This is a genomic window from Lysinibacillus sp. BSL11 (assembly GCF_052928325.1).
The window spans coordinates 143,127-170,010 of sequence record NZ_JAVGCX010000012.1 but is presented as its reverse complement, the minus strand read 5'-3'; the positions used below and the strand labels follow the sequence as shown (position 1 = coordinate 170,010).

Below are 26,884 nucleotides of genomic sequence, written 5' to 3'. Positions count from 1 at the left end.
CTCACAAGGTCTTTCATGGGGAATGGTTACGCTAGAAACCATTCTCCATGAAAGAGCAGAGCAACCGAAGGGCGGTAGCCAAAAACCTCTCTTATTTTAGTGTCCGTTTTATTGACAGAAGTACCAAAGTGCTCATAGGGGAGGAGAACCCACTCTAAATGAAGTTCAAAGCACTACCAAGGGAAGGCTCTCGCTCTTATTGTGAAAAAACCTCTACTCAACACCATAAAAATTCCTTCATTTGACATTAGAGAAAATCTGTATTACTCTATACATAACAGATTTCTGTTTGGTTACAAGCAATACAGATTGGGGGAGTTTTATGCAAATACAATTAGATCCAAACAGTGAATTGCAGCTATATAAACAATTGGCCAATCAAATAATAGAATGCATTGCGCAAGGCGAGCTGAAAAATGGTGATACTTTACCGTCTGTACGTTCGATGGCTACAGATCTAGGCATTAACGTTAGCACGGTCAGTAAAAGTTATCATGAACTTGAAGAGAAGGGCTTAATTGAATTGAAGCCAAAAGCAAAAGCGGTCATTATTGGTGGTCAAAAGAGAGAGCTGGAAGAAACAGAGGTTGAAAAAGTCGAAAATGCCTTGAAGCCTATCATGGCGGAGGCTTTTGCGCGTGGCCTCGAGAAAGAGCAAATGACAAGTTTGTTCCAGCGAATTTTAAAACAATGGAAGTAGGGGTAGTATGCTTATAATTGTAGGCATCTTTATCATTGTCGGAATTATGGAAACGATGACCCCACATTTAACAAGAAAAACACTTGTTTTTGGTGTTTCCATACCCGAACCATATGTCAAACATCCACAATTAAAGCTGTGGAAGAAGCATTATAGCCAAATCATCGCAGGAATTACCGGCTTATTTTTAGTAGGTCAAATCGCTCTCTATCTTTCACCTATACAAGAGGAGAAGGTATCTTTAATTTCCTTTATCCTTTTGTATGTCATGCTCCTTTTGTCATCAGGTCTTTACATGAGTTATCATGTTAAAACGAAAAAATTAAAGGTGCAGGAGCAGTGGGAGACACAAATAAAAACAGTATATGTGACTGATTTGTCTATCCGTCAGAAAGAGGAAGCATTATCACCTATATTTTTTAGTGTACCCATCATCATCACACTTGCTTTAATTGCTTTTACGTACATGAACTATGAGACAATCCCAGAGGTTTTTGCGACACATTGGAATGGAGCAGGAGAGGTCGATGGTTGGACTCAAAAATCGCGGCTCTCAGTCATCAGTATGCCGCTTATATTATTGGCAATACAAACTAGTTTTTTCATGATGAGTCAAGGCATGAAAAGTGCCAAAATCCAATTAAGTGCACAGGCCAAAGAAGCATCCATTCATCGGGAGTTAACTCAGCGTAAATACGGAAGCTGGTACCTGGCAGCCATTAATTTTAGTATGACAATTCTATTTGTTGTTTTACACTATACAACTGTTATTTTACAAGACCAAACGGCTCCCTACTTCTTCCCACTTTTTCTTGTCTTTAATGTCGTTACGTTGGGTGGTTTACTAGTGTTCATTTGGAAGCTCAGTAAAAGTAATGAACGTTTTGATGAGGTACATACAAATGAAACAGCTGCCACAGATGATCAATACTGGAAATGGGGTATTTTTTATTGCAATAAAAATGATCCATCCTTATTAGTGCCTAAAAAGTTTGGAATCGGTTGGACTGTTAATTTCGCGAACAAATGGTGTTACATCTTAATAGCTATTACTTTACTGCCAATTTTATTGGTGATTTTCATATAGAAAGGAAGATTAGATGAAAAAATGGTTATTGATTTGCTGTATAATTTTACTTTTAGCTGCCTGTGGGCAAAAAGAGGTCACTGCACAACATCAAGGATCAAAGGGGACAAATGCAATGAATGAACAGTTTATTGGAAAATGGGAAGGAACTATTGAAACACCAAATGGACCATTACCGATTATTATCGATTTAAAGAAGGAAAGTGGAACATTATCCGTGCCAGCACAGGGCTTATCTAATTTTCCATTTCAAAGTGTGACGTATACAGGTGATAAAGTAAAAGTGTCCATAAATTTAAACGGCTCGGCGATTGCCATTAATGGCACAATCAAAAATGAACAAATAGAGGCTACATTTCAACAAAATGGTGCGAAATTTCCTTTAATACTAAAGGCTTATAAAAAGCAACCTGTTACCTATGACACATTAAAAATTCCCGTTCAAAACGGCAACTTAACGGTAGCTGTAGAAAAGGCTTCTACATCTCCATCACCAGTGGCACTGATAATAGCAGGATCGGGGCCAACTGATAAAGATGGTAATTCTGCTTTGGCTGGAAAAAATAATAGCTTGAAAATGTTGGCGGAAGGTTTAGCACAACAGGGCATTGCGACGGTGCGTTATGATAAGCGAGGACTAGGTGACAATCAAGCGCTCTTAACAAAGGAAGAGGATGGAACGTTTGACCAATACGTTGATGATGCTGTACAAATTATCCAAACATTGATGGCTGATAAAGCCTATACAAGTGTTCATGTAATTGGCCATAGCGAAGGCTCACTCATTGGTTTGCTCGCAGCTCAAAAGACAGGCGTAGCATCCTTTGTGTCCATTGCCGGTGCAGGTAGATCGTTAGATGAAGTGCTTTTAGAGCAATTAAAAGGTCAATTAGCACCAAAGCTTTTCAATGAATCCACGAATATTTTGACAGCTTTAAAGCAAGGGAAGCAAGTGAAAAATATTTCACCAGAGCTACAAGCCCTTTTCCGTCCATCTGTACAGCCTTTTCTGATTTCCTTGCTAAAATATCAACCTGCTAATGAGCTTGCAAAAGTAAAAAGCCGTGTATTGCTAGTACAAGGAACAACAGATTTACAAGTGAAGGAAGCCGATGCTGAGGCATTGAAGAAAGGCAAACAAGAGGCAAAATTACTTTATCTAGCGGGTATGAATCACGTATTGAAAAAGGCACCAGCCGATCGTGCCAAAAACTTAGCAACCTATGCAGACCCTTCACTGCCACTGCATGAAGAATTACTACCAGTAATTGAGCAATTTATTAAAAATGAAAAGTAGGATGATAAACCTTGGGAGTAATTGTCTATTTAATTATCATGCTGCCGTTTCTCATCTTCGCCATTGTTCTATCGCAAGGTAAAGGAGCTTTTCTACTTGCTGGCTTTCATACGATGGCACAGGAGGAAAAAGAATATTATGATGAAAAGGCACTGGCAAGATTTATGGGAAAAATGATGTATGGCTACTGTTTTTGTGTCCTTTTATGGATACTAAACGAATTATTCCATACACAATGGTTATTTCATGTAGGTCTTGTACTTTTTGTCGCCCTTACGATATTTTTATTGATCTATGTAAACACAGGTAATCGTTAAAAAAAATAGCATGTAAGACAAAGTAGAACCATTTTAGAATGGTTCTCTTTTTTTGTAAGCGCTTTACAAAAATTCTTTAAAATCTAAATATTTGGAAAACCGTAATTTTAGTGTCACGAATATGCTCGTTCATACGTTGTTTTTCTTCTTTTCTGTAAAAATAGAATTTTGAGAATAATTAGTATTATTATAGATGACATTAAAAAATTACTAAGTTAGGAGAATTCTTTGATATGTCGCAAATGTTAGCACTGACGATAGTACTTGCTATTCTTTACATCGGAGATATCGTAGCAACAAGAACGAAGGCGTGGATTCCATCTGTGTTCGTCTGTGCGGTATTATTTTTAATTGGCTATTGGACATTCTTCCCGAAAGATATTGTTAGTATTGCCGGGATTGGTCCAGTCGTTGCCACGATGTTAATGTATTTATTAATTACGAATATGGGTACACTTCTGTCCCTTAAGGAATTGAAAAACCAGTGGAAAGCCATCGTTATTTCTTTAGCTGGTATTGTAGGCATCATCGCCATATTATTTACAATTGGTGCCTTGCTATTTGATTTAAAAACGATGATTGTTGCAGTTCCACCATTAGTCGGTGGTGTTGTGGCAGCGCTAGTGATGTCAGAAGGCGCTTCTGCAGCTGGCTTAGAGGATTTAGCCGTCTTTGCCATTGTGATTTACGTCATTCAAGGTTTTGCAGGATATCCCATCACGTCCATTGTATTGAAGCGTGAAGTAAAACGTTTATTAAAAGAACACCATCAAGGGAATATACAATCGGTAACACTGGTAGAGGAAGATGTTGAACAGTCATCTGAGCAACCAAAATTATTTAGGAAAATTCCTACCAAGTACAATACAGAATACTTTAAATTTTTCCGTTTAGCGCTTGTTGGATTATTAGCGTATGGTACATCTACAGCATTAGCACCTGTTGTGACAGTCAATGCATTAGTGCTATGCCTAGTGTTTGGTGTCCTTGCATCGACATTTGGTTTTTTAGAAAGACAACCATTGCAAAAAGCAAATGGCTTCGGTTTTGCCATTATGGGGTTAATGCTCTTTATATTTGATGGCTTAAAACAGGCTTCCCCTGAAATGCTGATGCGTATTATAGTGCCATTAGTAGTGTCTATTGTCTTAGCAGTCATTGGTATGTATATTTTCTCTTTCATCGCAGGAAAAGTGTTAAAGGTCAGCCCGAATTTAGCGTTTGCTGTATCCTTAACAGCGCTCTATGGGTTCCCAGCAGATTATATTTTAACGAATGAAGTAGTGAAATCGTCCACAACCGACGAAAAAGAACGTGAAATACTGTTAAGCCATATGTTGCCACCGATGCTTGTAGGAGGCTTCATTAGTGTAACGATAACATCTGTTATTTTAGCAGGTATTTTCGTAAGTTGGTTATAAACAAGGAGAGAGTAATCATGAACAATATCAAACGCATTATCGCGGAATTAAATAGTGAGCTTGTGACGATTCGTCAAAAATTGCACAGTGAGCCAGAGCTTTCTTGGGAAGAATATGAAACAACGAATTATGTAGCAGCGTATTTAGAGAACCTTGGTATTCCGTATAGACGAACAGAGCCAACAGGCATTATTGCGGAGTTAAAAGGGGGCAGGGAAGGAAAAACCATTGCCTTACGTGCGGATATGGATGCATTGTCAGTTTATGAAATACGAGAAGATATTCCGTATCGCTCTAAAACAGATGGTAAGATGCATGCCTGTGGTCATGATGCGCATACAGCCATGTTGCTGATTGCAGCTAAGACATTACATACGGTACAAGAAGAAATTGAGGGAACAGTTCGTTTTATTTTCCAGCCAGCGGAAGAAGTTGCTACGGGTGCAAAAGCGATGGTAGAGCAAGGAGCAATGAAAGGTGTAGATAACGTCTTTGGTATTCATATTTGGTCGCAAATTGACACAGGAAAAATTCAGTGCAATAAAGGTCCTGCCTTTGCCTCTGCTGATATTTTCAAAGTGCGCTTTAAAGGGCAGGGCGGGCATGCCGCAGTACCACATGATGCCATTGATGCCGTGATGATTGCTTCAACGTTTGCTTTGAATGTCCAAACAGTTGTGGCACGTACAGTCAATCCACTTCAACCTGCCGTTCTTACAATTGGAAAAATGGAGGTTGGCACACGCTTTAATGTAATTGCTGAAGATGCCATTTTAGAAGGGACTGTGCGCTGTTTTGATAAAGAGGTCCGTTCACATATCGAAGCGCAAATTCGTCATTATGCTGAGCAGATTGCCTCACTTTATGGGGGCACAGCAGAGGTTGTTTATGAATATGGTACACAAGCCGTCAACAATGATGTGGCGAGTGCCAGCTTAGTCGAGCGCCTTGCAGCTGAACATTTTGGGGCGGAAGCTTATCATGTTGATGATCCGACAATGGGTGGAGAAGACTTTAGCTTTTACTTAGATGAAGTACCTGGCTGCTTTGCTCTAGTAGGCTCAGGCAATACAGTAAAGGATACACGCTGGGCACATCATAATGGCCATTTTAATATCGATGAAGATGGTTTGCGCGTTGGAGCCGAATTATATGTACAATATGCGTTAACTTGGTTAAGCGAAAACAAATAAAGAGAAGTGGACATGCTTCTTATGAAATTAGTATAAATTCACCTTAGCTGGTCATAATAAAGAAGATTTCACTTATGAAATCTATAATGATGAGGAGGATGAAAAATGAGTAGGTTCGAACAACTAGACCCCAAATCTCAAAAAATCCACCGCAACTGGTCAAGGATTAAGCGATCAAAATCGCAAGTAAATGGTGAAACGGAGATTACTCTCCATAACCGTCTCTTGCGAAGTGAAGCAAAGGCCCGTCAGTTTTAATCGTGCTAGAAAAGTAAGTGTCATCAAGCCCAGAAAAAATTCTGGGTTTTTCTTTATGACTAAGAAAGGTGTATTATATTGTAAGGAAGTAATTTCTAACAGAAAAGGAGAGGAAAGCTATGATTAATCCTATTCCCATTTATCTACAGCAATTTGCAGGAAACGTCCAATTTATAGATGAAGTTGAATCACAGTTTCAGCTTCATTCTAGTGCAGGCAATGAACAATTTGAAATTTGGTATTACGGTGATTTGCTAATCATTGAAGGGGAGGAAATGCCTTTTATTACAGGCTCCACCGCTAGAATCGTTGCTAAAGATCCTTTATCCGCAGAGGAAATTTTGCTCTTTGATGCGACTCTACATGGTTATAATGCGCTATTTTGTGAGGCGTATACAGAGGATCACCGTGACAAACGTCCACTAGAAAAATATAATTTACCCGAAACAGAAGTCGTATTATCATTTTTCTATAACATCGACTATGACGAAGAAATAGACGACTATGAGGTAGATGAACAAGAAAATGTTCGACTTATCAATGGAGAAACCACTAACTGGGAAACGATTAAAAGAAATGGCTATGATGCATTTACTTTTTATATCAAAAAAGAAGATGGAACTCTTTTAGCATTTGCTGAAGAAGAACTAGCCTAATAAGAAAGGATTTTCGCGAAATGCAACTGATACAATTTACACAAGATTTAGCAAACCCCATTCATCAATACCAATCCATCGATACATTCTATAGAAAAATTACGAAAACAGAAGTGCCTACGACGATCGGTTTCATCTATATTGAGTCAGGTGGAGTGGTTGGTATGCATGAAGCCCCTGTTCCACAGCTATTTATCGTTATTAATGGGGAAGGATGGATAAGAGGTGAAGATGGTGAAAAAATCACCATAAAAACAGGACAGGGAGTGCTATGGCATCAAGGACAGGCACATGAATCTGGTAGTATAACTGGCTTAACAGCACTTGTTATCCAAGCGGAGCAGATAAATCTTACATAAATAAAAGTGTAACGGTAGTTGCAAGAACCGTTACACTTTTTCATATTGTTTAACCAATTTAACTGTCTTAAGTAGATGACCATCAAATTGTTCATCAAATTCTTCTATTGCTACAAATCCCTTTGCTTGATAAAAATGCATTCCAAGTTTATTTTCTTTCTCTACACAAACAAATAAAGACGATAGATTTGGTAGCATGCGTAGTCCTTCCTGTAAAAGTGCGGTACCCACGCCCTTACCATGCATATCAGGATGTAAATAAATCGCATGTAGCTCTGCCTCACCTTGTGTTACATTTGAAAAATTAGCAAAGCCTACTAGCCATTCGTCAAAAATTGCAACAAGAAACGGACTGTTGATAAGACGTTCAATTAATCGTTCTCGACTATAAGCTAGTTGTAAAAAACGATCTTGAATGTCACGTGGAATGATTCCTTCGTATGTATGATGCCAGCTTATTCTAGCAATTTCTTGTACAAAAGTAATGTCATTTTCTTGCATCTGTCGTATAATAAGTGTCAACACTTTTCACCTGCTATTCCAATTTTTCTCTTTATTGTAACATTCAATCATTCAAAGGGGGTCACTTTCATGCAAGTAATTGAAAAAGCATTTGGCTATATCACGCGAACGCATGAGGATCAATTACAGGTACTCGTATTTGAACAGAATTCAGTTGGGGCAGGTATCCAGGTGCCCAAAGGTACGGTAGAGGAAGGGGAAACACCTTTAGACGCTGTGAAACGTGAAATGCTAGAAGAAACAGGTCTAACCACACTTGTCGTTCAAGCGTTAATAGCACAGGACTATTTTAATCATCCATCAGGTGTTTTACAAAAACGGTATTTTTATCATTTAACATCCGATGAAACACGGGATGCATGGCAGCATCATCCAACAGGCTTGAACGAAGGGGATTTACTCTTTTCATTCTATTGGATTTCAGCTGAGCAAGATGCCCTGCTAGCAAAGGGGCATGGGGATTATTTATACCGATTGTTAGCAAAGGTGAAAAATTGAACCTATCATAAATAAAACCGCGTCAACTGGACGCGGTTTTTATGTTGATTCGATTAAGCCCTGGCAGCAATCTCTAGGGCTTGTGCAAAATCAGCAATTAAGTCATCAACATGCTCAAGTCCTACAGAAAAACGTAGAAGGCCATCTGTGATGCCTCGTTTAGCACGCTCTTCAGGCTCCATAGCAGCATGACTCATTTTTGCAGGGTAAGAAAGAATAGATTCTACTCCTCCAAGAGAGACCGCAAATACTGGAATTGTCATCGCCTCAACCAATGCCTTTGCAGCTGCATAGCTTGGTAGTCGGAAGGATAAAACGGCCCCAGGACTTGTGCTTTGACGTTGATGAATAGCGTAGCCAGGATGTGAAGCAAGCCCTGGATAGTAGACCTGCTCAACTAGTGGATTACTAGCCAAATAAACAGCAATTTTTTGTGCAGATTCAGCAGAACGACTAAAACGTACATCTGTTGTTTTGATGTTTTGTAGAAGTGTGAATGAATCCTGTACACCTAAAATATTACCGAATGAATTTTGGATAAAGTAGAGATCCTGACCTAGCTTTTCATCGGCAGTAACCGTTAAGCCAGCAATAATATCAGAATGTCCAGATAAAAACTTTGTTGCACTATGAATAACGACATCTACACCAAGTTCTAGTGGGCGTTGGTGTAAAGGTGTCATAAAAGTATTATCCAAGAATGTAAGGCAGTGGTGTTGCTTGGCAAGCGCCACTATACCACGTATATCTGTAATGCCTAACGTTGGATTTGATGGTGTTTCCATATAAAGTAGTTTTGTAGCTGGCGTGATTGCTGCTTCTACAGCTGCTAGATCCGTAAAATCTACAAATGTATGGGAAATCCCAAAGCGTGGCAACACCTTTGTTACAAAACGATAGGTTCCACCATAAACATCCTCAGTCATGACGATATGATCTCCCTGCGATAACAGCATTAATGCTGCTGATACGGCAGCGATTCCAGATGAAAATGCATGGGCACGAACACCACCCTCAAGCTCTGCTACAGCTTTTTCTAATGCATCTCTTGTAGGGTTGCCTGAACGAGCATAATCATATTCTCCGAATTCATCTATACTTTCTTGATGGAAAGTAGAGGACAGATACATCGGGACATTAACAGCCCCTTTTTTATCACCATAGCCATCACGAACACCTGCGTGAATGAGGCTTGTTTCAATACGTTGCTTCATCCATTACGCCTCTTTTCTAAGGATATCAAATACTTGTCGTAAGTCTGCAATTAAATCTTCTGCTTCCTCAATGCCAACAGAGAAGCGTAATAAACGATCACAAACGCCACGCTCCACACGTTCTTCATAAGGCATATCTGCATGTGTTTGTGTAGCAGGATACGTAATAAAGCTTTCAACACCGCCAAGACTTTCAGCAAAAGTAATTAACTTTAAGTTACGAAGGAATGGGTCAATCCACTCAGGCTTTTGCAAGCGGAATGACAGCATGCCACCTTTTCCAGTATAAAGGACATCTGTCACTAACTCTTCTTCCTCTAAGTAAGCAGCAATCGCCTTCGCATTGGCATCATGTTGCTTTAAGCGTAGATGCATTGTTTTTAGACCACGAATAAGTAACCATGAATCCATAGCTCCTAGCACCATGCCACTACCATTATGAATAAAGCCAATACGTTCAGCTAATTCTGTGCCTTTAGCAACCACTAGCCCAGCTAAAACATCATTATGACCACCAATATACTTCGTTGCAGAATGAAGCACAATATCTGCGCCTAATTCAATAGGGCGTTGGAAGTATGGCGTATAAAATGTATTATCCACAATTAACCATGCCCCATGCTTATGTGCTAACTCCGCATACACTTGTAAATCAAATTCCTGCATAAGTGGATTTGTTGGTGTTTCAATAAATATTGCACGTGTATTTTCATTCATTAATGCTTCCACCTGTTCAACTGATTCAAATTTTGAATAAACAGGCTTGATATTATAAGTATCTTGGAAGAAGTTAAATAGTCTATATGTACCGCCATATAAATCATCTGGCACGACTAATTCATCGCCTGGTTTAAATAGGGATAATACCAATTGAATGGCAGCCATCCCGGAACTACAGGCAAAGCCCATATCGCCACCCTCTAAATCAGCAATTCCTGCTTCTAAAAGAGCACGTGTTGGATTTTTTGTACGTGTATAGTCAAAACCAGTAGATTCACCAATCCCAGTATGTTTATAAGCAGTCGATAAATGAATGGGCGGACTCACAGCTCCTGTTGCTGGGTCACTTAAATTACCAAGTTGTACAAGCTTTGTTTCAATACTTCTTTTTAATGTCATGACGTCACTCTTTTCTTCAATATTATTAAAAGCAACAACTTTCGCTTTCAATTTAATAGTATTCTCAATAATTGTTACCAATTTAACATGGATACTAAAGAAGAACAAGGTGATTTCTGAAAATTAGCTAGATTATTTATAGTTAAACACGTAGGAATAGTAGGAGATTCCGGAATAAAGATAGAGCTGAAGAAGTGGAGGATAATTTCAAGTTAGCGGATACAAGATAGAAAGTAGCGGATAGAACGTGAAAAGTGATGAATAGAGCGGACAAAGTGAGGGATAGGTTCTGAAGTAGCGGATAGAACGTGAAAAGTGATGGATAGAGCGGACAAAGTGAGGGATAGGTTCTGAAATAGCGGATAGAGCACAAAAAGTAAAGGATACAAAATAAAAACATCTGCCTCCTTTAAATGAGAGACAGATGCTTTAACAACATGTTAGGCTTGTTCTTTTTTCAGTAAGTCGCGAATTTCTTTGAGAAGCTCTTCTTTGGCGTCGAGTTCAGGTGCTGGTTCTTCCACGACTGCTTCTTCTTTTTTACGTGTAAGCTTAGTCATAATTCGTAAGGCCATAAAAATGGCAAATGCTATGATTAAAAAATCAATGATGGATTGTAGAAATACACCAAAATTGATTTGAGCTTCACCTGAGCCAAAAACAAAACTCTTTGTTAAATCAATACCACCCGTTAAAACACCGACCAATGGCATGATGATATTTTCAACTAAGGAGGTAACAATTTTACCGAAAGCACCACCAATGACTACTGCTACTGCTAGATCGATAATATTGCCTTTCATCGCAAATTCTTTAAAGTCTTTCCACAAAATAAATTCCTCCCTATTAATATCCAATAAACGAATCAATCTGTATTTTACTATATTTTTACTAAACCTTTCAACTGCTTTCATAGTGGAAATTGGAAGACTTCGATCTTTCAAAATTAAAAGATATACTGCACATTACGGAAAATTTGGTAATATAGAAAAAGAATACTAGATTAGGTGTGACGTATGGCAAAGAAAAAGAATAACAAACCCATGTTATCACCCGCGACAAAATTGGGTATGATAGCATTATTGATTCCAATTGCAATTACTGTGTATGTCCTCACATTTTTTGCTTGGAAGGAGCTTCAAACATTACCGATATTCGAAAAGCTTGTCCAGCAAAAGGCAATTGAGGAGATTCAACAGCATTTCGATATGAAAATTCCTGAGCAATACATTCCCGTTTATGTAGATGCAGAAGAAAAATATGGAGTACCATGGACATTACTTGCTGCGCATCATCGTATTGAAACGCGTTTTTCTACGGTAAAATCAATGGTATCATCTGCTGGGGCAGAGGGGCATATGCAATTCATGCCCTGTACATTCGTCGGCTGGCAACATCCCACATGCGCAGGTTTAGGAAAAGGAAACATCACGAAAAATGAATTGATGAATCCTGAGACAATTGCTAAATACGGAGGATATGGCGTAGACGCAAATGGGGATGGAATAGCAGATCCTTATGATATTGAGGATGCAGTATTTAGTGCTGCGAATTACTTATCTAAATACGGTGCTGCGACAGGGAATATTAAGAAAGCTGTTTATCAATACAACCATAGCGAGAAATATGTCGAGGATGTGTTATATTACTACCAGTTGTATGATGATTTTCACGATGAACTCCAAGCAGCTGTTCTTTTACATGAAGAAAAATAAAGAGCCATCACACTGGATGGCTCTTCATTACATATTTAAGTTGCTTTACGCATACCTTTTAAAATAAGGCTGACGATAAAGATCAACACGATGGCACCGATCAGTGCTGGGAACACGTAGAAATCACTTACTCTCCAGCCCCAGTTCCCTAAAACCATACTACCAATCCAAGAACCGACAATACCTGCAATAATATTCCCGATGATGCCGCCTGGTACATCTTTACCTAAAATGACGCCAGCTAACCAACCAAGAATTCCTCCAATAATTAAATACCAAATGAAACTAATCATTACTTTCATCTCCTTAAATTTAAGATATAATGGCGATTACTTAGTTATACCCTGAATGGAGTAGATTAAACACTGTGATTTGTTTAGTCATTATTACATGTTGTAAATAAGGCTGTAGACAAGTGAATGCAGCTCCTTTGCTGTGCTCACTTTATTGCTAATCCAACTGCATAAATTACTGTGAAAATGTCCACATTAACGACAATTACTTCTATATTGTACATACACCGATTATCGCTTACTTCTATAGTATGTTCATGCAATCAATTCGTACCAGAAAGGCATACAACGCCCAATCGCCAGAAACAATAAAAAACAGCCATTTAACTAAATTATTTACTACAATAGCCTTTTCATTCGTGAAAAAATACATTATTTATTGAAACAGAATGTCAATTCCCTGTACAATTCCTTATTTCCTGGGAGAATTTTTTATGTAGAAAAAGAAAAATGGGTAAATTTCCACTTTTTAATAGTTTGAAAATTCTGTATAAAGGGATTATAATGTAGAAAAGGAGCGTGGTCGTATGAATATGGCTGTTATGAAACGTTTAAATCGTCAAGGCTTTTTAATTGCTGGTTTGCATTTATTAGTAATGCTAAATCTTGCAGCTGATTTCTTATACGCATCGTAACCAATTTAATAGAAAGGTGAATGAAATGTTTATCCTATATTAAAACAACCGTGTAGTCTTATTGTAAAACAGGCGCACGGTTGTTTTATTTTGTTTAATTAACTGAAAAAAGGAATTATTCTGTTAAGTGTCAAATACATAGTACAGACAAGGGAGTGATGAAATGACGTTCAGATTCGATCAAGCATTTTGTGATTTGGAAAGGCCATTTGCATGGTTAGACTTAGATGCACTAGATAAAAATATACAAATGGTTCAAGATGCTTGTGGTGGAAAACAAATTCGTATTGCAACAAAATCGATTCGTTCTATTGAGGTCCTTCGTTATATACAGAAAAAACTTGTGAATGTTGTGGGATTAATGACATTTACTGCAACAGAGACCCTTTATTTATTAGAGCACCAGTTTGATGACTTATTGCTTGGCTATCCAGTAATGGAGGAAGCAACGATTCGTCGATTGTTACATTTTGTAAAGGAAGGAAAAATCGTCACTTTTATGGTAGACAGACCAGAACATATCCAACTATTGGCGAAACTAGCACAAGAGATTGGCGTACGTGTACAGGTTTGCATTGATCTTAATGTTTCAAATGATTTTAAAGTATTGTATTTTGGAACAAAACGTTCGTCATTGTCTTCTCTTGAAACGTTGACACCTTTTTTACAAACCATTCAAAACACCCCTGTAATTGAAGTGGTAGGAGCGATGGGCTATGAGGCTCAAATAGCAGGGGTTGGCAATCGTCCAGCAAATGCTGTAAAAGGTAGAGTCATAGAAGCCATGCAAATACAAGCCAAAAAGCAAGTAACGCAGTTTCGTCGATTAGCGGTCGCCCATATCAAGGCCTATTTTCCAAATCTGCGCTTTGTTAATGGTGGGGGATCAGGAAGTATGACGTACACCAATCAACAGAAGGAAGTAACGGAAATTACAGTTGGCTCGGCTTTTTATGCACCTGCATTGTTCGATCAATTTACACATTTACAGCTAGAAAAGGCTGCTGGATTTGCCTTACGTGTAACAAGAAAGCCTGAAAAAAATATCGTTGTTTGTCATGGGGGAGGCTATACGGCTTCAGGAGCAATTGGGATGGATCGTTTGCCTGTATTCTATGACCCTACCACTTTTGCATATCTTAGCCTAGAAGGCGCAGGGGAAGTGCAAACACCCATAAAGGTCAAGGAGAAAAGTATCAATATTGGCGATACTATTTATTTTCGACATGCGAAGGCTGGAGAGCTTTGTGAGCGTTTTCAGATCCTGCATGCTATTCGTGGGGACAAGTATGCAGGACATTACACAACATACAGGGGGGATGGACAATGTTTTCTATAGAAAAATGGCGGAATGGTGAAAAGTGGACAAACTGGGCTGGTAATGTTATTTCCTATCCGAATGAAATGTATTTACCACACTCCATTGATGAAGTTTCAGCAATTGTGAAGCATGCGTGTCAATCAGGAAAGACAATCCGTGTCACAGGTGCTGCTCATTCTTTTAGCGCTGTGGCTATGCCTGAGCATATAGCCATTTCCTTACATAATCTGCGTGGATTAATCGCTGTGAATGAGGAAAGGCAGGAGGCAACATTATGGGCAGGGACCTACCTATATGAAATTGGTCCAATGCTAGCGAAACATGGTTTTGCGTTAATCAATATGGGCGATATACAGGAGCAAACCATTGCAGGGGCAGTGTCAACTGGCACACATGGCACAGGGGTTACACTTGGTTCTCTATCGTCAGCTGTCCAGGCATGGGGATTTGTAGATGGTACTGGTACTTATCAGGAACATAGGAGAGGGATGGATAATTTATCTGAAGCGCTGCATGTATCTCTTGGGATGCTAGGTGTTCTGGTCAAAGTAACGATTAAGGTCATACCACTATATGGTTTGCATTATGTGGGGGCAAGAGAAACATTGACAAATGGTCTCTCGTTATTTGCTGAGGATATTCGTCAACATCGTCATGTGGAGTGGTTTTATTTTCCTGGTAGTGAAACAATTCAAGTAAAACGGATGAATGCGGTCGCGCCTGTCTTTCAAAGCGAATGGAATAAAAAAATAGAAAGGTTAAAGCTACAAATAGTAGAAAATGGGGCTTTTTTTGCGATGTCAGCGCTTTGTAAGTGGAAACCAGGTTTAAGTGGTACCATGAGCAAGATAGCGGCTGCCAATGTGGTAGAAAGTGAAAAAGTAGGGATAAGCTATGAAATTTATCCTTCACCTCGTAGCGTGAAGTTCCAAGAGAGTGAATATGCCATCCCTTTATCACAGTTTGAAGCTTGTTTGGAGGAAATCCATGCAACGTTTAAAAAAGGGACTTTTAATGTGCATTTTCCTTTAGAGTGTCGAACAACTGCAGGCGAAGCAGGTTTTTTAAGTCCAACACAAGGGCGTGAGTCAGCTTTTATAGCCTTTCATATGTATAAGGGAATGGCAGAAGAGCCTTATTTTAAATGGGTGCATACATTGATGCAAAAATATGAAGGTCGTCCTCACTGGGGAAAACAACATCATTTAACAGCGCAAACGGTCTATGCGTTGTATCCAGAGATTGAAAAGTTTTTAAGTATTCGACACCAATATGATCCTGAACAAGTATTTTTTACAGGATACTTAAAAAAGTTGTTTCTATTGTAAGCGTTATCTCGAGGATTGGATGATTTAGCTTATTCAAATATATGGGAATTATTTATTTACTCATTTTTGTTTATTATTAAAAAATTAAAATTTGAACGAAATGTCAAAATTTTTATCAAAGCGAGATAAAACTGATGCTTAATCAGCATGTAAACGATTTCAATTTTGACAGATTTTTTGAATTGTTTAAACAATTCAAAAAATACTGTTGACGAGACCTTTTTTTCGTACTATGATAACAACAATCTTTACAGCAGTAATCGTCTAAGAGACCATTACTCTATAAACAAAAAATAAAAAGACAGAACATTTTGTCTATAGCAACGAACATAGTATGGATAGCAATGAGGGGCGTTTAAAATGAGAAGTGACATGATTAAAGTAGGCGTAGATCGAGCGCCACATCGAAGTCTTTTATATGCAACAGGCAAAGTAAAAGCAAAAGATCTAGGCAAACCATTTATTGGGGTTTGTAACTCTTATATCGACATAATACCAGGTCACGTTCATTTACGTACGTTCGCTGATGTAGTGAAAGAAGCTATTATAGAAGCGGGTGGTATTCCATTCGAATTTAATACAATTGGCGTCGATGATGGTATTGCAATGGGGCATATAGGTATGCGTTATTCCTTACCGAGTCGTGAGATTATAGCAGACTCTGCTGAAACTGTTATTAATGCACATTGGTTTGATGGCGTATTTTATATTCCAAACTGTGACAAAATTACACCAGGAATGCTTATGGCAGCAGTTCGTACGAATGTACCATCTATCTTTGTTTCAGGTGGTCCAATGGAGGCGGGAACTTCTGCAGCAGGAAAACAGCTTTCCTTAACATCTGTGTTTGAAGGTGTAGGAGCCCACAAATCAGGAAAAATGTCTGCGGAAGAGCTGTTGGATATTGAGAATAATGCTTGTCCAACATGTGGCTCATGCTCAGGCATGTTTACAGCAAATTCGATGAACTGCTTAATGGAAATGCTTGGTGTTGCTTTACCTGGAAATGGTACAATCGTTGCCACTTCTGAAGAGCGTCACAAGCTGATTAAAGAAGCAGCTAAACAATTAATTCGCATGATCAAGGAAGACGTTAAACCTCGCGATATTATTACAAAAGAGGCAATTGATGATGCGTTTGCTCTTGATATGGCAATGGGAGGCTCCACAAATACAGTTCTTCATACATTAGCAATTGCCAATGAAGCCGAGATAGATTACAACATTGAAGATATTAATAAAGTAGCAGAAAGAGTGCCTTATTTAGCAAAAATCATGCCTGCTTCAGATATTTCAATGGATGATATTAATAAAGCAGGTGGCGTAAGTGCCATTATTAATGAATTAACATCTATTCCAGGTGCTATTCATCCAGACCGTCCAACCGTAGCAGGCGTTACAATGGGTGAGCTTGTCAAAGATTATCACATCACGAATGATCAAGTCATTCGAACAAAAGACAATCCATATAGTGCTGTAGGTGGATTATCAGTTTTATTCGGTAACATCGCACCAGATGGCTCTGTTATTAAAGTAGGGGCAGTTGATCCTTCTATCAAAGTATTCAAGGGCGAGGCTATCGTCTTTGATTCACAAGAAGCAGCACAAGAAAACATTGATAATGGAACGGTGAAAGAGGGCCATGTAGTTGTCATTCGCTATGAAGGACCTAAGGGTGGCCCAGGGATGCCAGAAATGCTCGCACCAACATCTGCCATTCAAGGTCGAGGCCTGGGTACAAAGGTTGCCTTAATTACAGATGGTCGTTTCTCCGGGGCATCTCGTGGTATTTCAATTGGCCATATTTCACCAGAAGCTGCTGAAGGCGGTCCAATCGCTTTAGTAGAAAACGGAGATATTATCGAAATTGATCTACCAAATCGTACGATTAATTTACAAGTTTCAGATGAAGTTTTAGCTGAACGTCGTGCAAAATTACCAGCCTTTGAGCCAAAAATCAAACGCGGTTGGTTAGCAAGATATTCAAAATTAGTGACGAGCGCTTCTACTGGAGGCGTAATGAAAATTTAACAACTAGATAAATAAAAACGTTGATGAGGTTAAAGGTTCTAGAGCCTTGTATCTACCAGAGAGCCGGTCGTGCTGGAAGCCGGCGATACAACTAGATCCGACATCCCCTCGGAGTGGGCTATTAAACGTGTTTACACCATTAGATAGCTCCGGGCATAGTCGAAAGTGCTCGTTATTAATGAATAAATGTTTTATGACACTATATTGGATGCGATGTCTGTCGCATTGGTGCATAAATGCAGTCATTTATTCGCGAGGTAGCAATTATTTGCTATAAAAAAGGGTGGTACCATGGAAAGTCTTTTTCATCCCTACGTAAGGTAGTTCTTTGCGTGTGGAGAAAAAGGCTTTTTATTATTTTCACGATGCAATTGAACAACCTCTCAACGAAAAGGATGAGAGGAATAGTCAATCCAGCTATTGACACTTCACTAATCTACAACACTGATGTGTGAGTTTGAAAGAAATGAAGGAGGCATAATTTGATGAGTGCGAATGTTTCAATCAATGAACAAGAACAATTAGCGACAACAGCAACAGCTGAACAAACCTATCAAGCGAAGGACGGTGCAGATGTATTAGTGCAGGCATTGCACGATCAAGGGGTTGAAATTGTCTTTGGCTATCCTGGAGGAGCCGTATTACAAATTTACGATGCGATGTATAAAAACCCTATTCGCCATATTTTAACAAGACATGAACAGGGTGCTATTCATGCGGCGGAAGGCTATGCTCGTGTTTCAGGTAAAACAGGCGTTGTTATTGCCACAAGTGGACCTGGTGCAACAAACCTTGTAACAGGTATTGCGGATGCCATGATCGATTCTATTCCATTGGTTGTTTTTACAGGACAGGTTGCGACATCTGTGATTGGAACAGATGCTTTCCAAGAAGCGGATATTATGGGGATTACAACACCGATTACAAAGCACAACTATCAGGTGCAGGATGTCAATGATATCCCCCGCATTGTGAAGGAAGCTTTCCATATCGCTAGCACAGGTCGTAAGGGGCCAGTTGTCGTGGATTTCCCAAAAAACGTTTCCCAAATGTTGTTTGATGTAGAGAATCCACCGCAAGCACCTGATGAAATTTATTTACCAGGTTATCAGCCAACATATAAACCAAATTATTTACAAATCCAAAAGGCGATTCAAGCCATTTCATTGGCAAAAAACCCAATCATCTTAGCAGGTGCAGGTGTTCTTTTTGCGGATGCACGTGAGGAATTAACGACTTTCGCAGAAAAATATCGTATTCCAGTAACGAACACATTGCTAGGCTTGGGCTCCATCCATGGTGAACATGACTTATTCCTTGGAATGGCTGGGATGCATGGAACAGCTACAGCAAATACAGCGATCACAAAATCGGATTTATTACTCAATATTGGGGCACGATTTGATGATCGTCTAACAGGTAATCTAGCTACATTTGCACCAAATGCAACGATTATCCATATCGATATTGATCCTGCTGAAATTGGCAAGAATGTACCGACAGATATTCCAATTGTTGCTGATGCCAAAGAGGCTTTAAAAGCACTGTTGAAAAAGGATTTCCAAGGTCCTGATACAGATGATTGGTTAGCTTATTTAAGGAATCATGCGATGGAATATCCATTATGGTATTGCAAGGATACAAATACGCAAGAAATCCTACCACAAGAGGCATTGCAATTAGTGCACAAGATTACTGAAGGGAATGCCATTGTGACGACAGATGTTGGGCAGCATCAAATGTGGGCAGCGCAATATTATCATTTAAATAATGATCATGCATGGGTAACGTCTGGTGGACTTGGTACGATGGGCTTCGGCTTCCCGGCCGCAATTGGCGCCCAATTTGCGAAGCCAGACAAAAAAGTTATTTCGATTGTAGGAGATGCAGGATTCCAAATGACGGCACAGGAGCTATCCATCCTACAGGAATTTAACTTACCAGTAAAAATAGTGATTTTGAATAATAGCTGTCTAGGCATGGTGCGTCAATGGCAACAAACATTCTATGAAGAGCGCTATTCATCATCACTTATGCCGATCCAACCAGATTTTGTTAAGTTAGCTGATGCTTATAACATTAAAGGCTATCGAATTAACACAATCGATGAAGCAGAGTCTATTTTCCGTGAGGCACTGCTGTCTGATGAGCCAGTATTAATTGACTGTCGAGTGAAACAGCTTGAATGTGTTTACCCAATGGTAGCACCTGGCAAAGGCTTACATGAAATGATTGGGGTGAAAAAGAATTGAAGCGAGTAATTACCGTAACTGTGATTAACCAAAGTGGTGTATTAAACCGTTTGACAGGTTTATTGATGAAGCGTCAGTTCAATATTGAATCGATTACAGTAGGTCATACGGAGCAACCAAATTTTTCAAAGATGACCTTCGTTGTCAACGTAGAGGACGAACGCAAAATTGAACAGCTAGTGAAACAGTTATCCAAGCAAATTGATGTGTTAAAGGTCAATGACATTACCGATAAATCGATTGTTCTACGAGAGCTAGCACTAGTAAAGGTGATTTCCCCACCAAATTTACGTTTGGAAATGAATTCAATTGTTGAACCGTTCCGCGCCCAAATTATAGATACAGCTAAAAATGTTGTGACGTATCAAGTAGTAGGGCATCCAGAGAAGATTGATGCCTTTATCGAACTCATTCGACCATATGGCATTAAAGAACTTACACGTACAGGAGCAACTGCCTCCGTTCGTGAAACACAAAAAGTCTCAAACCCGCAGCTCTCTATTTTAAAATAGTTTGCATATAAAAATGAATAGCTTGATAGACAGCGTAAGTTATCTAAAGCTATAAAAAAAACAAAACATATTCTAGGAGGAAATTAACTATGGCTACAATGTACTATGAGCAAAATATCAACGAGGACGTATTAAAAGGAAAGAAAATCGCAATTATCGGTTACGGTTCACAAGGTCATGCACATGCTTTAAACCTTAAAGAATCAGGTTTTGATGTGGTAGTAGGGGTTCGTCCAGGTGGATCTTTCGATGCGGCAAAAGCAGATGGTATTGACGTGAAAACAGTGGCTGAAGCAGCACAAGAAGCAGATGTTATCCAAATTCTATTACCAGATGAGCGTCAAAAAGCAGTTTATGAAGCGGAAATTGCGCCACATTTACAAGCTGGTAAAGCATTGATGTTTGCACATGGCTTCAATATTCATTTCGGTCAAATTACACCACCAGCAGATGTTGACGTATTTTTAGTAGCACCAAAAGGACCAGGACATCTAGTTCGTCGTCAATTCCAAGAAGGTGCTGGTGTACCAGGACTATTCGCTATTCACCAAGATGCTACAGGTCAAGCAAAAGATTTAGCGCTTGCGTATGGTAAAGGAATCGGTGCTGCACGTGGTGGACTTCTTGAAACAACATTCAAAGAAGAAACAGAGACAGACTTGTTTGGTGAACAAGCGGTACTTTGTGGTGGGGCAACACAGCTAGTAAGAGCAGGATTCGAAACATTAGTAGAGGCTGGTTATCAACCAGAATTAGCTTACTTTGAAACACTACATGAGCTTAAATTAATTGTTGACCTAATGTTTGAGGGCGGTATGGCAACAATGCGCTACTCAGTTTCAGATACAGCAGAGTGGGGAGATTATGTTGCAGGACCACGCATCATCGATGAGTCTGTAAAAGCTCGTATGAAGGATGTATTAACAGATATCCAAGATGGTACATTTGCTCGTCGTTGGATTCAAGAAAATGAAAATGGTCGTCCAGAATATACAAAATTCAAAGAAGCTGGTGCGAACCATCAAATCGAAGAAGTGGGCGCGAAACTACGTGCTATGATGCCATTCATCAACGAAGGTAAAGAAAAAGTTGTGAGAGAAGTGGCGACAAGTGCGAAAAATTGATATTTTCGATACTACGCTTCGCGATGGTGAACAATCTGCTGGGATCAACTTAAACACAGCCGAGAAGATTGAAATTGCCAAACAATTAGAGCGCCTTGGTGTGACAATTATAGAAGCAGGATTTCCTGCTTCGTCACCCGGTGACTTTGATGCGGTCCATCGCATTGCAGGTACAGTAAAAAATTCCATTGTGACGGGGCTAGCTCGCTGTATCCAAAAGGATATTGATGCTACATGGGAAGCGATAAAAGTAGCACAACAGCCACATATTCATATTTTTCTAGCCACATCACCTATTCATATGGAATACAAATTAAAAAAATCTCCTGATCAAGTGGTGGAGCAAGCGGTAGAGGCTGTTAAATACGCTAAAAAGTTCTTCCCACTTGTACAATGGTCTGCTGAGGATGCATTCCGCTCTGATCGAGAATTTTTAGTGCGAATTATGAACGAAGTGGTTGCTGCTGGTGCAACAACGATTAATGTTCCAGACACTGTAGGGTATGCATCCCCACAAGAATATGGTGCATTATTTAAGTTCCTACTGGAAAATGTCAAAGGTGCTGACAAAGTGAAATTCTCTGCCCATTGTCATGATGATTTAGGGATGGCAACAGCTAATACGATTGCCGCAATAGAAAATGGTGCTGCACAAGTCGAAGGAACGATCAATGGTATCGGCGAACGCGCAGGTAATGTGGCACTCGAGGAAATTGCTGTAGCACTTCATATTCGCAAGGACATTTATCAGGTGCAAACAGGCATTCAGTTGCAAGAAATTAAACGTACGTCTCAATTAGTCAGTAAATTGACAAATGTTGTGATTCAGCCAAATAAAGCGATTGTAGGAAGAAATGCATTCGCACACGAATCGGGCATCCATCAAGACGGTGTCTTAAAAAATCCAGAAACCTATGAAATTATTTCACCTGCTTTAATCGGCGAAGGTGAAATACCATTAGTTCTCGGGAAACATTCTGGTCGTGCAGCCTTCCGTGATCGTGCTGAAACAATGGGCTTCCATCTTTCTGATGAAAAGTTGAACAAAGCATTTGTGGAATTTAAAAAATTGGCTGATCGTAAAAAAGAAATTACAGAGGAAGATTTACTCACTCTTCTTACTGAGCAACAAGTTCAAGTAGAAGATGTACCACTCTTTGATTTGAAAATGGTGCAGGTGCAATATGGTACTGAAAATATTCCTACAGCGACAGCTATTGTGCTTACACCTGAGGGACTAGAGAAAACCGTTGTAGCTACTGGCTCTGGTTCAGTAGAAGCCATTTTTAATACACTGGAGCAACTTGTACCTGGAGCTGTGCATGTCATTGATTACCGTGTGACATCGGTTGGCAAAGGACGAGATGCACTGGGTGAAGCGGTTATAAATATTCGCTATGATGAGGTTTCGACTACAGGCCGTAATTCCTCTCAAGATGTTTTAGAAGCATCGGCAAAAGCTTATTTAAATGCTATTAACCGTCATTTAATTCAAGCATGCCTTCGCGCACATCCTGTATAGGTTTCTAAGGTAGTGAATTGTATGAAGTACCATTCACAAGTCGGATGCAATGAAGTCATGGCGTATTGTATCAATTAACCAAAAATTACGCTTAGACGTAATGACTACGCTCACCTCGATAAAAGGTAGGTGAGCGTCTTTACTAAATTAGCGAATACGCTATACAAAGAAAGGTGTTTTGACGATGGAGAGAAAAATTACAGTACTTCCCGGTGATGGAATTGGGCCAGAGGTTGTTGCTTCTGCTGTACGTGTATTACAGGTGATTGGTAAACGATTTAATCATACATTTCATTTAGGATATGCAACAATTGGTGGTGCTGCAATCGACCAGCACAACAATCCATTACCGGATGAAACGATCGAGATGTGTGAAAATAGTGATGCGATTTTATTAGGAGCTGTAGGTGGTCCAAAGTGGGATCAAAACCCTCCTGAATTACGCCCAGAGAAAGGGTTACTGCGAATTCGGAAACACTTCGATTTATTTGCCAATCTACGTCCAGTAAAGGCGTTCCCGAGTTTACTAGATGCTTCACCATTAAAGCGTGAAGTGGCTGAGAACGTTGATTTAATGATTGTACGTGAACTAACAGGCGGCGTATACTTCGGGGAACCACGTATGCGTACTGAAAATGGCGCAATTGATACAACCGTTTACTCTAAAGCAGAGGTAGAGCGTATCGTTGAAAATGCCTTTGAACTAGCACGTTTACGTGGTGGCAAATTATGCTCTGTTGACAAGGCGAATGTGCTTGAAACAAGTCGCTTATGGCGTGAAGTTGTAGAAGCAAAGAAAAAAGAGTATCCAGATGTAATCGTAGAACATAACCTAGTAGACTCTGTTGCAATGAAACTTATTACAAATCCTGGACACTATGATGTAGTCGTTACTGAAAATATGTTTGGTGATATTTTAAGTGATGAAGCATCTGTTATTACTGGTTCTCTAGGTGTTTTACCATCCGCATCCATTCGTGGTGATAATTTTGGCTTATATGAACCAGTACATGGCTCCGCACCAGAAATTGCAGGGCAAGGTGTAGCAAATCCCGCTGCAACCATTTTATCCGTAGCGATGATGCTGCAATATTCATTCGGCTTAAAAGAAGAAGCAGCAGAAATTGAACGCGCTGTAAGTGCAGTATTTGATGATGGCTACTTTACAGCAGATCTTGCTCGCGACGGCAGTCGCGTTTTATCGACTAATGAATGGACAGATAAGGTAATTAACGAAATTGATACTAGCTTTGTATCACAAAGTATTATGACAACATATATTTAAAGAAATAGGTGAAGACAATGGGTAAAAATATAATTGAAAAGATTTGGGATAAACATGTTGTTTATCAGGAAGAGGGCAAACCGGACCTGTTATATATTGATCTTCATTTAATTCATGAAGTAACATCTCCGCAAGCTTTTGAAGGGTTACGTATGAACGGACGTAAAGTGCGTCGTCCTGATTTAAGCTTTGCCACAATGGATCATAACGTACCAACAAAAAATTTACCAACTATCCAGGATCCCATTGCACGCAATCAAATCGAAACATTAGCTAAAAATGCTGAGGAATTTGGTGTTGAGTTAGCAGGCATGGGTCACCCTGACCAAGGGATTGTCCATGTTATTGGGCCAGAGCTTGGATTAACACAGCCTGGTAAAACGATTGTTTGTGGTGATTCTCATACATCGACTCACGGTGCCTTTGGGGCCATTGCATTTGGTATTGGGACATCAGAGGTGGAGCATGTATTATCGACGCAAACGCTATGGCAAAATAAGCCGAAAACGATGGAGATTCGTGTCGAAGGGGAGCTACCAGTTGGGGTAGCGGCAAAGGATATTATCTTAGCCATCATTGCCAAGTTCGGTATTGGTGTTGGTACAGGACATATTGTGGAATTCACTGGAGAGGCTATCCACAAACTATCTATGGAAGAACGCATGACTATTTGTAATATGTCAATTGAGGCAGGGGCAAAAGCTGGGCTTATCTCACCTGACCAAACAACAGTCGATTATATTCGTGGACGCAAATATGCACCGCAGGGAGAAAAATTGGAAGAAGCAACCGCTTACTGGTTAAGTCTTGCTTCAGACGAAGATGCAACGTACGATACGGTTCGTATTATAAAAGCTGAAGAAATTGAACCAATCATTACGTGGGGAACAAACCCATCAATGGGTACTGGTGTTTCTGGGCATGTTCCAACACAAGCAGATTATGAGGATGAATCTGACAAGGCGGCACTTCAAAAAGCACTTGCCTATATGGGCTTAGAGGAAGGACAGCCATTAACATCCATTGACATCCAGCATGTCTTCATTGGCTCCTGCACAAACTCACGCATTAGTGATTTGCGTGCAGCTGCTGATGTTATCAAAGGGCGTAAGGTGCATGACAAAGTCACAGCCATCGTTGTCCCAGGCTCACATACAACGAAAAAACAAGCAGAGGCAGAAGGTTTAGATAAAATATTTATAGATGCAGGCTTTGAATGGCGAGAGTCTGGTTGCTCGATGTGTCTTGCGATGAATGATGATGTCGTACCAGCTGGAGAACGCTGTGCCTCTACCTCAAACCGCAACTTTGAAGGACGTCAGGGCGCAGGAGCTCGTACACATTTAGTGTCCCCACCAATGGCAGCAGCCGCTGCGATTGCAGGTCACTTTGTCGATGTACGTGAATTTGTGAAGGAAACGGTGTAAGTCTTGCTTTACTCGAAAGGGATGATTGAAAAATGGAACCAATTAATATCGTAAATAGTGTCATCACACCACTTGATAGAAAAAATGTTGATACCGATCAAATTATTTCAAAAGAATTTCTAAAACGTATTGAGCGCACAGGTTTTGGACAGTTTTTATTTTACCATTGGCGTTTCGATGCACAAGGGAATGAAATAGCTGACTTTGTATTAAATAAACCTGAATTTAAAGAATCTAAAATTCTAGTGGCGCAAGATAATTTCGGCTGTGGCTCCTCTCGTGAACATGCACCATGGGCTATTTTAGATTACGGTTTTAACGTTGTCATTGCACCTTCTTTTGCAGATATTTTTCATAATAACTGCTTCAAAAACGGTATCTTACCGATTAAGCTAACAGAATCGGAATGTGATGCTATTTTAGCAAAAGGGTTAGCAAAGCCCTATAGTATGGAAGTAAATCTTGTAGAGCAAACCGTAACAGGGGAAGATGGTACAGTCTATCATTTTACAATTGACCCGTACTATAAAGAAACGTTACTGAATGGTTGGGATGAAATCGCCTTAACCTTTAAATATGAGGAACACATCGCCGCATATGAGGCGAAGCGAGTAGCCTATTAATTGATATGACTGAAGACAAATTGGATGTTGTCTTCAGTTTTTTTTGTGTGTAGTTCATTTCCCATAAGAAATTCTTTATAATAAAGAAAGCATCGACAATATTATCATAGTAAAAAAGATTTTGAATGTTACAAGAGCTAGTCCAGCCTGCTTTTGGAAACGTTTGTGGCTTATC

Annotated in this window: 26 protein-coding genes; 21 read left to right on the top strand and 5 right to left on the bottom strand. The window is 39.6% G+C overall.

Translation table 11 applies throughout. From position 1 onward, the window contains the following. Window positions 1–322: 322 nt before the first annotated feature. The 9 genes from RCJ95_RS15735 to RCJ95_RS15695 all read left to right on the top strand — a co-directional run bounded on the left by RCJ95_RS15735 (window position 323) and on the right by RCJ95_RS15695 (window position 7,288). The gene (locus RCJ95_RS15735; RefSeq protein WP_009370283.1) at window positions 323–700 is read left to right on the top strand and encodes a GntR family transcriptional regulator; all 378 of its coding nucleotides are present in this window, start codon (window positions 323–325) and stop codon (window positions 698–700) included. Window positions 701–707: 7 nt separating this feature from the next. Next, window positions 708–1,787, top strand: a complete 1,080-nt coding sequence (locus RCJ95_RS15730) for a DUF1648 domain-containing protein (RefSeq protein WP_274769452.1) — start codon at window positions 708–710, stop codon at window positions 1,785–1,787. Between the two features lie 13 nt (window positions 1,788–1,800). Further along, entirely contained in the window at window positions 1,801–3,084 is a 1,284-nt protein-coding gene (locus RCJ95_RS15725) for an alpha/beta hydrolase (protein ID WP_274769450.1), read from the top strand. Window positions 3,085–3,095: 11 nt separating this feature from the next. After that, window positions 3,096–3,401, top strand: a complete 306-nt coding sequence (locus tag RCJ95_RS15720; RefSeq protein WP_274769449.1) for a DUF3784 domain-containing protein — start codon at window positions 3,096–3,098, stop codon at window positions 3,399–3,401. A gap of 233 nt (window positions 3,402–3,634) precedes the next feature. After that, complete coding sequence (locus tag RCJ95_RS15715) at window positions 3,635–4,822, top strand: hypothetical protein (protein ID WP_320939736.1); 1,188 nt, start codon at window positions 3,635–3,637, stop codon at window positions 4,820–4,822. 17 nt (window positions 4,823–4,839) lie between these two features. Next, window positions 4,840–6,015, top strand: coding sequence for a M20 metallopeptidase family protein (locus tag RCJ95_RS15710; protein WP_312128705.1), 1,176 nt, complete (start codon window positions 4,840–4,842; stop codon window positions 6,013–6,015). Window positions 6,016–6,120: 105 nt separating this feature from the next. After that, window positions 6,121–6,273, top strand: coding sequence for a YpzG family protein (locus RCJ95_RS15705; protein WP_004231380.1), 153 nt, complete (start codon window positions 6,121–6,123; stop codon window positions 6,271–6,273). A 119-nt stretch (window positions 6,274–6,392) separates the two neighbouring features. After that, window positions 6,393–6,929 carry a hypothetical protein gene (locus RCJ95_RS15700; RefSeq protein WP_257522450.1) on the top strand — a complete coding sequence of 179 codons (537 nt, stop codon included), beginning with the start codon at window positions 6,393–6,395 and terminating at the stop codon, window positions 6,927–6,929. Window positions 6,930–6,949: 20 nt separating this feature from the next. Continuing rightward, entirely contained in the window at window positions 6,950–7,288 is a 339-nt protein-coding gene (locus tag RCJ95_RS15695; protein ID WP_004231385.1) for a cupin domain-containing protein, read from the top strand. A gap of 30 nt (window positions 7,289–7,318) precedes the next feature. Here the strand turns inward: RCJ95_RS15695 and RCJ95_RS15690 are convergent, their stop codons facing one another. Continuing rightward, window positions 7,319–7,810, bottom strand: coding sequence for a GNAT family N-acetyltransferase (locus RCJ95_RS15690; protein WP_004231387.1), 492 nt, complete (start codon window positions 7,808–7,810; stop codon window positions 7,319–7,321). A 69-nt stretch (window positions 7,811–7,879) separates the two neighbouring features. On the opposite strand from RCJ95_RS15690, the gene RCJ95_RS15685 reads away from it, so the two are divergent. Then, on the top strand, window positions 7,880–8,308 hold the full coding sequence (locus tag RCJ95_RS15685) for an NUDIX hydrolase (protein ID WP_221680256.1): 429 nt from the start codon (window positions 7,880–7,882) through the stop codon (window positions 8,306–8,308). 53 nt (window positions 8,309–8,361) lie between these two features. Here RCJ95_RS15685 and RCJ95_RS15680 read toward each other — a convergent pair whose 3' ends face one another. The 3 genes from RCJ95_RS15680 to mscL form a co-directional block, all read right to left on the bottom strand. Beyond that, the gene (locus RCJ95_RS15680) at window positions 8,362–9,522 is read right to left on the bottom strand and encodes an aminotransferase class I/II-fold pyridoxal phosphate-dependent enzyme (protein WP_221680257.1); all 1,161 of its coding nucleotides are present in this window, start codon (window positions 9,520–9,522) and stop codon (window positions 8,362–8,364) included. A 3-nt stretch (window positions 9,523–9,525) separates the two neighbouring features. Beyond that, the gene (locus tag RCJ95_RS15675; RefSeq protein ID WP_257522449.1) at window positions 9,526–10,641 is read right to left on the bottom strand and encodes a methionine biosynthesis PLP-dependent protein; all 1,116 of its coding nucleotides are present in this window, start codon (window positions 10,639–10,641) and stop codon (window positions 9,526–9,528) included. A gap of 440 nt (window positions 10,642–11,081) precedes the next feature. Next, the gene (gene mscL / locus RCJ95_RS15670; RefSeq protein ID WP_313149846.1) at window positions 11,082–11,471 is read right to left on the bottom strand and encodes a large conductance mechanosensitive channel protein MscL; all 390 of its coding nucleotides are present in this window, start codon (window positions 11,469–11,471) and stop codon (window positions 11,082–11,084) included. A 186-nt stretch (window positions 11,472–11,657) separates the two neighbouring features. Here mscL and RCJ95_RS15665 point away from each other — a divergent pair, with 186 nt between their 5' ends. After that, the gene (locus tag RCJ95_RS15665) at window positions 11,658–12,356 is read left to right on the top strand and encodes a lytic transglycosylase domain-containing protein (RefSeq protein WP_446722461.1); all 699 of its coding nucleotides are present in this window, start codon (window positions 11,658–11,660) and stop codon (window positions 12,354–12,356) included. Between the two features lie 35 nt (window positions 12,357–12,391). On the opposite strand, the gene RCJ95_RS15660 is transcribed toward RCJ95_RS15665, so the two are convergent. Continuing rightward, window positions 12,392–12,649: a GlsB/YeaQ/YmgE family stress response membrane protein gene (locus tag RCJ95_RS15660; RefSeq protein WP_004231402.1), complete on the bottom strand. Its 258-nt coding sequence runs from the start codon at window positions 12,647–12,649 to the stop codon at window positions 12,392–12,394. Window positions 12,650–13,447: 798 nt separating this feature from the next. Here RCJ95_RS15660 and RCJ95_RS15655 point away from each other — a divergent pair. The 10 genes from RCJ95_RS15655 (at window position 13,448) to leuD (ending at window position 26,709) form a co-directional block, all read left to right on the top strand. Continuing rightward, a complete protein-coding gene (locus RCJ95_RS15655) occupies window positions 13,448–14,623 on the top strand; it encodes an amino acid deaminase/aldolase (RefSeq protein WP_446722460.1) in 1,176 nt (391 codons plus the stop codon). After that, complete coding sequence (locus tag RCJ95_RS15650; protein ID WP_446722459.1) at window positions 14,611–15,933, top strand: D-arabinono-1,4-lactone oxidase; 1,323 nt, start codon at window positions 14,611–14,613, stop codon at window positions 15,931–15,933. Before RCJ95_RS15655 ends, RCJ95_RS15650 begins: the two co-directional genes overlap by 13 nt. A gap of 360 nt (window positions 15,934–16,293) precedes the next feature. Continuing rightward, window positions 16,294–17,964 carry a dihydroxy-acid dehydratase gene (ilvD, locus tag RCJ95_RS15645; protein ID WP_221680260.1) on the top strand — a complete coding sequence of 557 codons (1,671 nt, stop codon included), beginning with the start codon at window positions 16,294–16,296 and terminating at the stop codon, window positions 17,962–17,964. A gap of 485 nt (window positions 17,965–18,449) precedes the next feature. Further along, window positions 18,450–20,216: a biosynthetic-type acetolactate synthase large subunit gene (gene ilvB, locus RCJ95_RS15640; RefSeq protein WP_202341117.1), complete on the top strand. Its 1,767-nt coding sequence runs from the start codon at window positions 18,450–18,452 to the stop codon at window positions 20,214–20,216. Beyond that, window positions 20,213–20,728 (top strand): acetolactate synthase small subunit, encoded by a 516-nt coding sequence (gene ilvN / locus RCJ95_RS15635; protein ID WP_004231416.1) that lies wholly within the window; start codon window positions 20,213–20,215, stop codon window positions 20,726–20,728. Before ilvB ends, ilvN begins: the two co-directional genes overlap by 4 nt. A gap of 89 nt (window positions 20,729–20,817) precedes the next feature. Continuing rightward, window positions 20,818–21,852, top strand: coding sequence for a ketol-acid reductoisomerase (gene ilvC, locus RCJ95_RS15630; RefSeq protein ID WP_016991908.1), 1,035 nt, complete (start codon window positions 20,818–20,820; stop codon window positions 21,850–21,852). Next, the gene (locus RCJ95_RS15625) at window positions 21,839–23,374 is read left to right on the top strand and encodes a 2-isopropylmalate synthase (RefSeq protein WP_221680262.1); all 1,536 of its coding nucleotides are present in this window, start codon (window positions 21,839–21,841) and stop codon (window positions 23,372–23,374) included. The genes ilvC and RCJ95_RS15625 overlap by 14 nt, the downstream gene beginning before the upstream one ends. Window positions 23,375–23,558: 184 nt before the next feature. Beyond that, window positions 23,559–24,659 carry a 3-isopropylmalate dehydrogenase gene (gene leuB, locus RCJ95_RS15620; protein WP_205444110.1) on the top strand — a complete coding sequence of 367 codons (1,101 nt, stop codon included), beginning with the start codon at window positions 23,559–23,561 and terminating at the stop codon, window positions 24,657–24,659. 17 nt (window positions 24,660–24,676) lie between these two features. After that, window positions 24,677–26,086, top strand: coding sequence for a 3-isopropylmalate dehydratase large subunit (leuC, locus tag RCJ95_RS15615; RefSeq protein WP_274769428.1), 1,410 nt, complete (start codon window positions 24,677–24,679; stop codon window positions 26,084–26,086). A 32-nt stretch (window positions 26,087–26,118) separates the two neighbouring features. Continuing rightward, complete coding sequence (gene leuD / locus RCJ95_RS15610) at window positions 26,119–26,709, top strand: 3-isopropylmalate dehydratase small subunit (RefSeq protein ID WP_257522447.1); 591 nt, start codon at window positions 26,119–26,121, stop codon at window positions 26,707–26,709. The last annotated feature ends 175 nt before the right edge of the window (window positions 26,710–26,884 follow it).

Excerpts from the sequence above, each read along its gene's own strand:
- ilvB (WP_202341117.1), top strand. The coding sequence starts at position 18,450 with ATGAGTGCGAATGTTTCAATCAATGAACAAGAACAATTAGCGACAACA.
- RCJ95_RS15710 (WP_312128705.1), top strand. The coding sequence starts at position 4,840 with ATGAACAATATCAAACGCATTATCGCGGAATTAAATAGTGAGCTTGTG.
- RCJ95_RS15680 (WP_221680257.1), bottom strand. The coding sequence starts at position 9,522 with ATGAAGCAACGTATTGAAACAAGCCTCATTCACGCAGGTGTTCGTGAT.
- RCJ95_RS15655 (WP_446722460.1), top strand. The coding sequence starts at position 13,448 with ATGACGTTCAGATTCGATCAAGCATTTTGTGATTTGGAAAGGCCATTT.
- RCJ95_RS15715 (WP_320939736.1), top strand. The coding sequence starts at position 3,635 with ATGTCGCAAATGTTAGCACTGACGATAGTACTTGCTATTCTTTACATC.
- RCJ95_RS15695 (WP_004231385.1), top strand. The coding sequence starts at position 6,950 with ATGCAACTGATACAATTTACACAAGATTTAGCAAACCCCATTCATCAA.
- RCJ95_RS15685 (WP_221680256.1), top strand. The coding sequence starts at position 7,880 with ATGCAAGTAATTGAAAAAGCATTTGGCTATATCACGCGAACGCATGAG.
- ilvC (WP_016991908.1), top strand. The coding sequence starts at position 20,818 with ATGGCTACAATGTACTATGAGCAAAATATCAACGAGGACGTATTAAAA.
- RCJ95_RS15665 (WP_446722461.1), top strand. The coding sequence starts at position 11,658 with ATGGCAAAGAAAAAGAATAACAAACCCATGTTATCACCCGCGACAAAA.
- leuB (WP_205444110.1), top strand. The coding sequence starts at position 23,559 with ATGGAGAGAAAAATTACAGTACTTCCCGGTGATGGAATTGGGCCAGAG.
- leuC (WP_274769428.1), top strand. The coding sequence starts at position 24,677 with ATGGGTAAAAATATAATTGAAAAGATTTGGGATAAACATGTTGTTTAT.
- RCJ95_RS15660 (WP_004231402.1), bottom strand. The coding sequence starts at position 12,649 with ATGATTAGTTTCATTTGGTATTTAATTATTGGAGGAATTCTTGGTTGG.
- RCJ95_RS15705 (WP_004231380.1), top strand. The coding sequence starts at position 6,121 with ATGAGTAGGTTCGAACAACTAGACCCCAAATCTCAAAAAATCCACCGC.
- ilvD (WP_221680260.1), top strand. The coding sequence starts at position 16,294 with ATGAGAAGTGACATGATTAAAGTAGGCGTAGATCGAGCGCCACATCGA.
- RCJ95_RS15700 (WP_257522450.1), top strand. The coding sequence starts at position 6,393 with ATGATTAATCCTATTCCCATTTATCTACAGCAATTTGCAGGAAACGTC.
- RCJ95_RS15730 (WP_274769452.1), top strand. The coding sequence starts at position 708 with ATGCTTATAATTGTAGGCATCTTTATCATTGTCGGAATTATGGAAACG.
- RCJ95_RS15650 (WP_446722459.1), top strand. The coding sequence starts at position 14,611 with ATGTTTTCTATAGAAAAATGGCGGAATGGTGAAAAGTGGACAAACTGG.
- RCJ95_RS15675 (WP_257522449.1), bottom strand. The coding sequence starts at position 10,641 with ATGACATTAAAAAGAAGTATTGAAACAAAGCTTGTACAACTTGGTAAT.
- leuD (WP_257522447.1), top strand. The coding sequence starts at position 26,119 with ATGGAACCAATTAATATCGTAAATAGTGTCATCACACCACTTGATAGA.
- RCJ95_RS15725 (WP_274769450.1), top strand. The coding sequence starts at position 1,801 with ATGAAAAAATGGTTATTGATTTGCTGTATAATTTTACTTTTAGCTGCC.
- RCJ95_RS15735 (WP_009370283.1), top strand. The coding sequence starts at position 323 with ATGCAAATACAATTAGATCCAAACAGTGAATTGCAGCTATATAAACAA.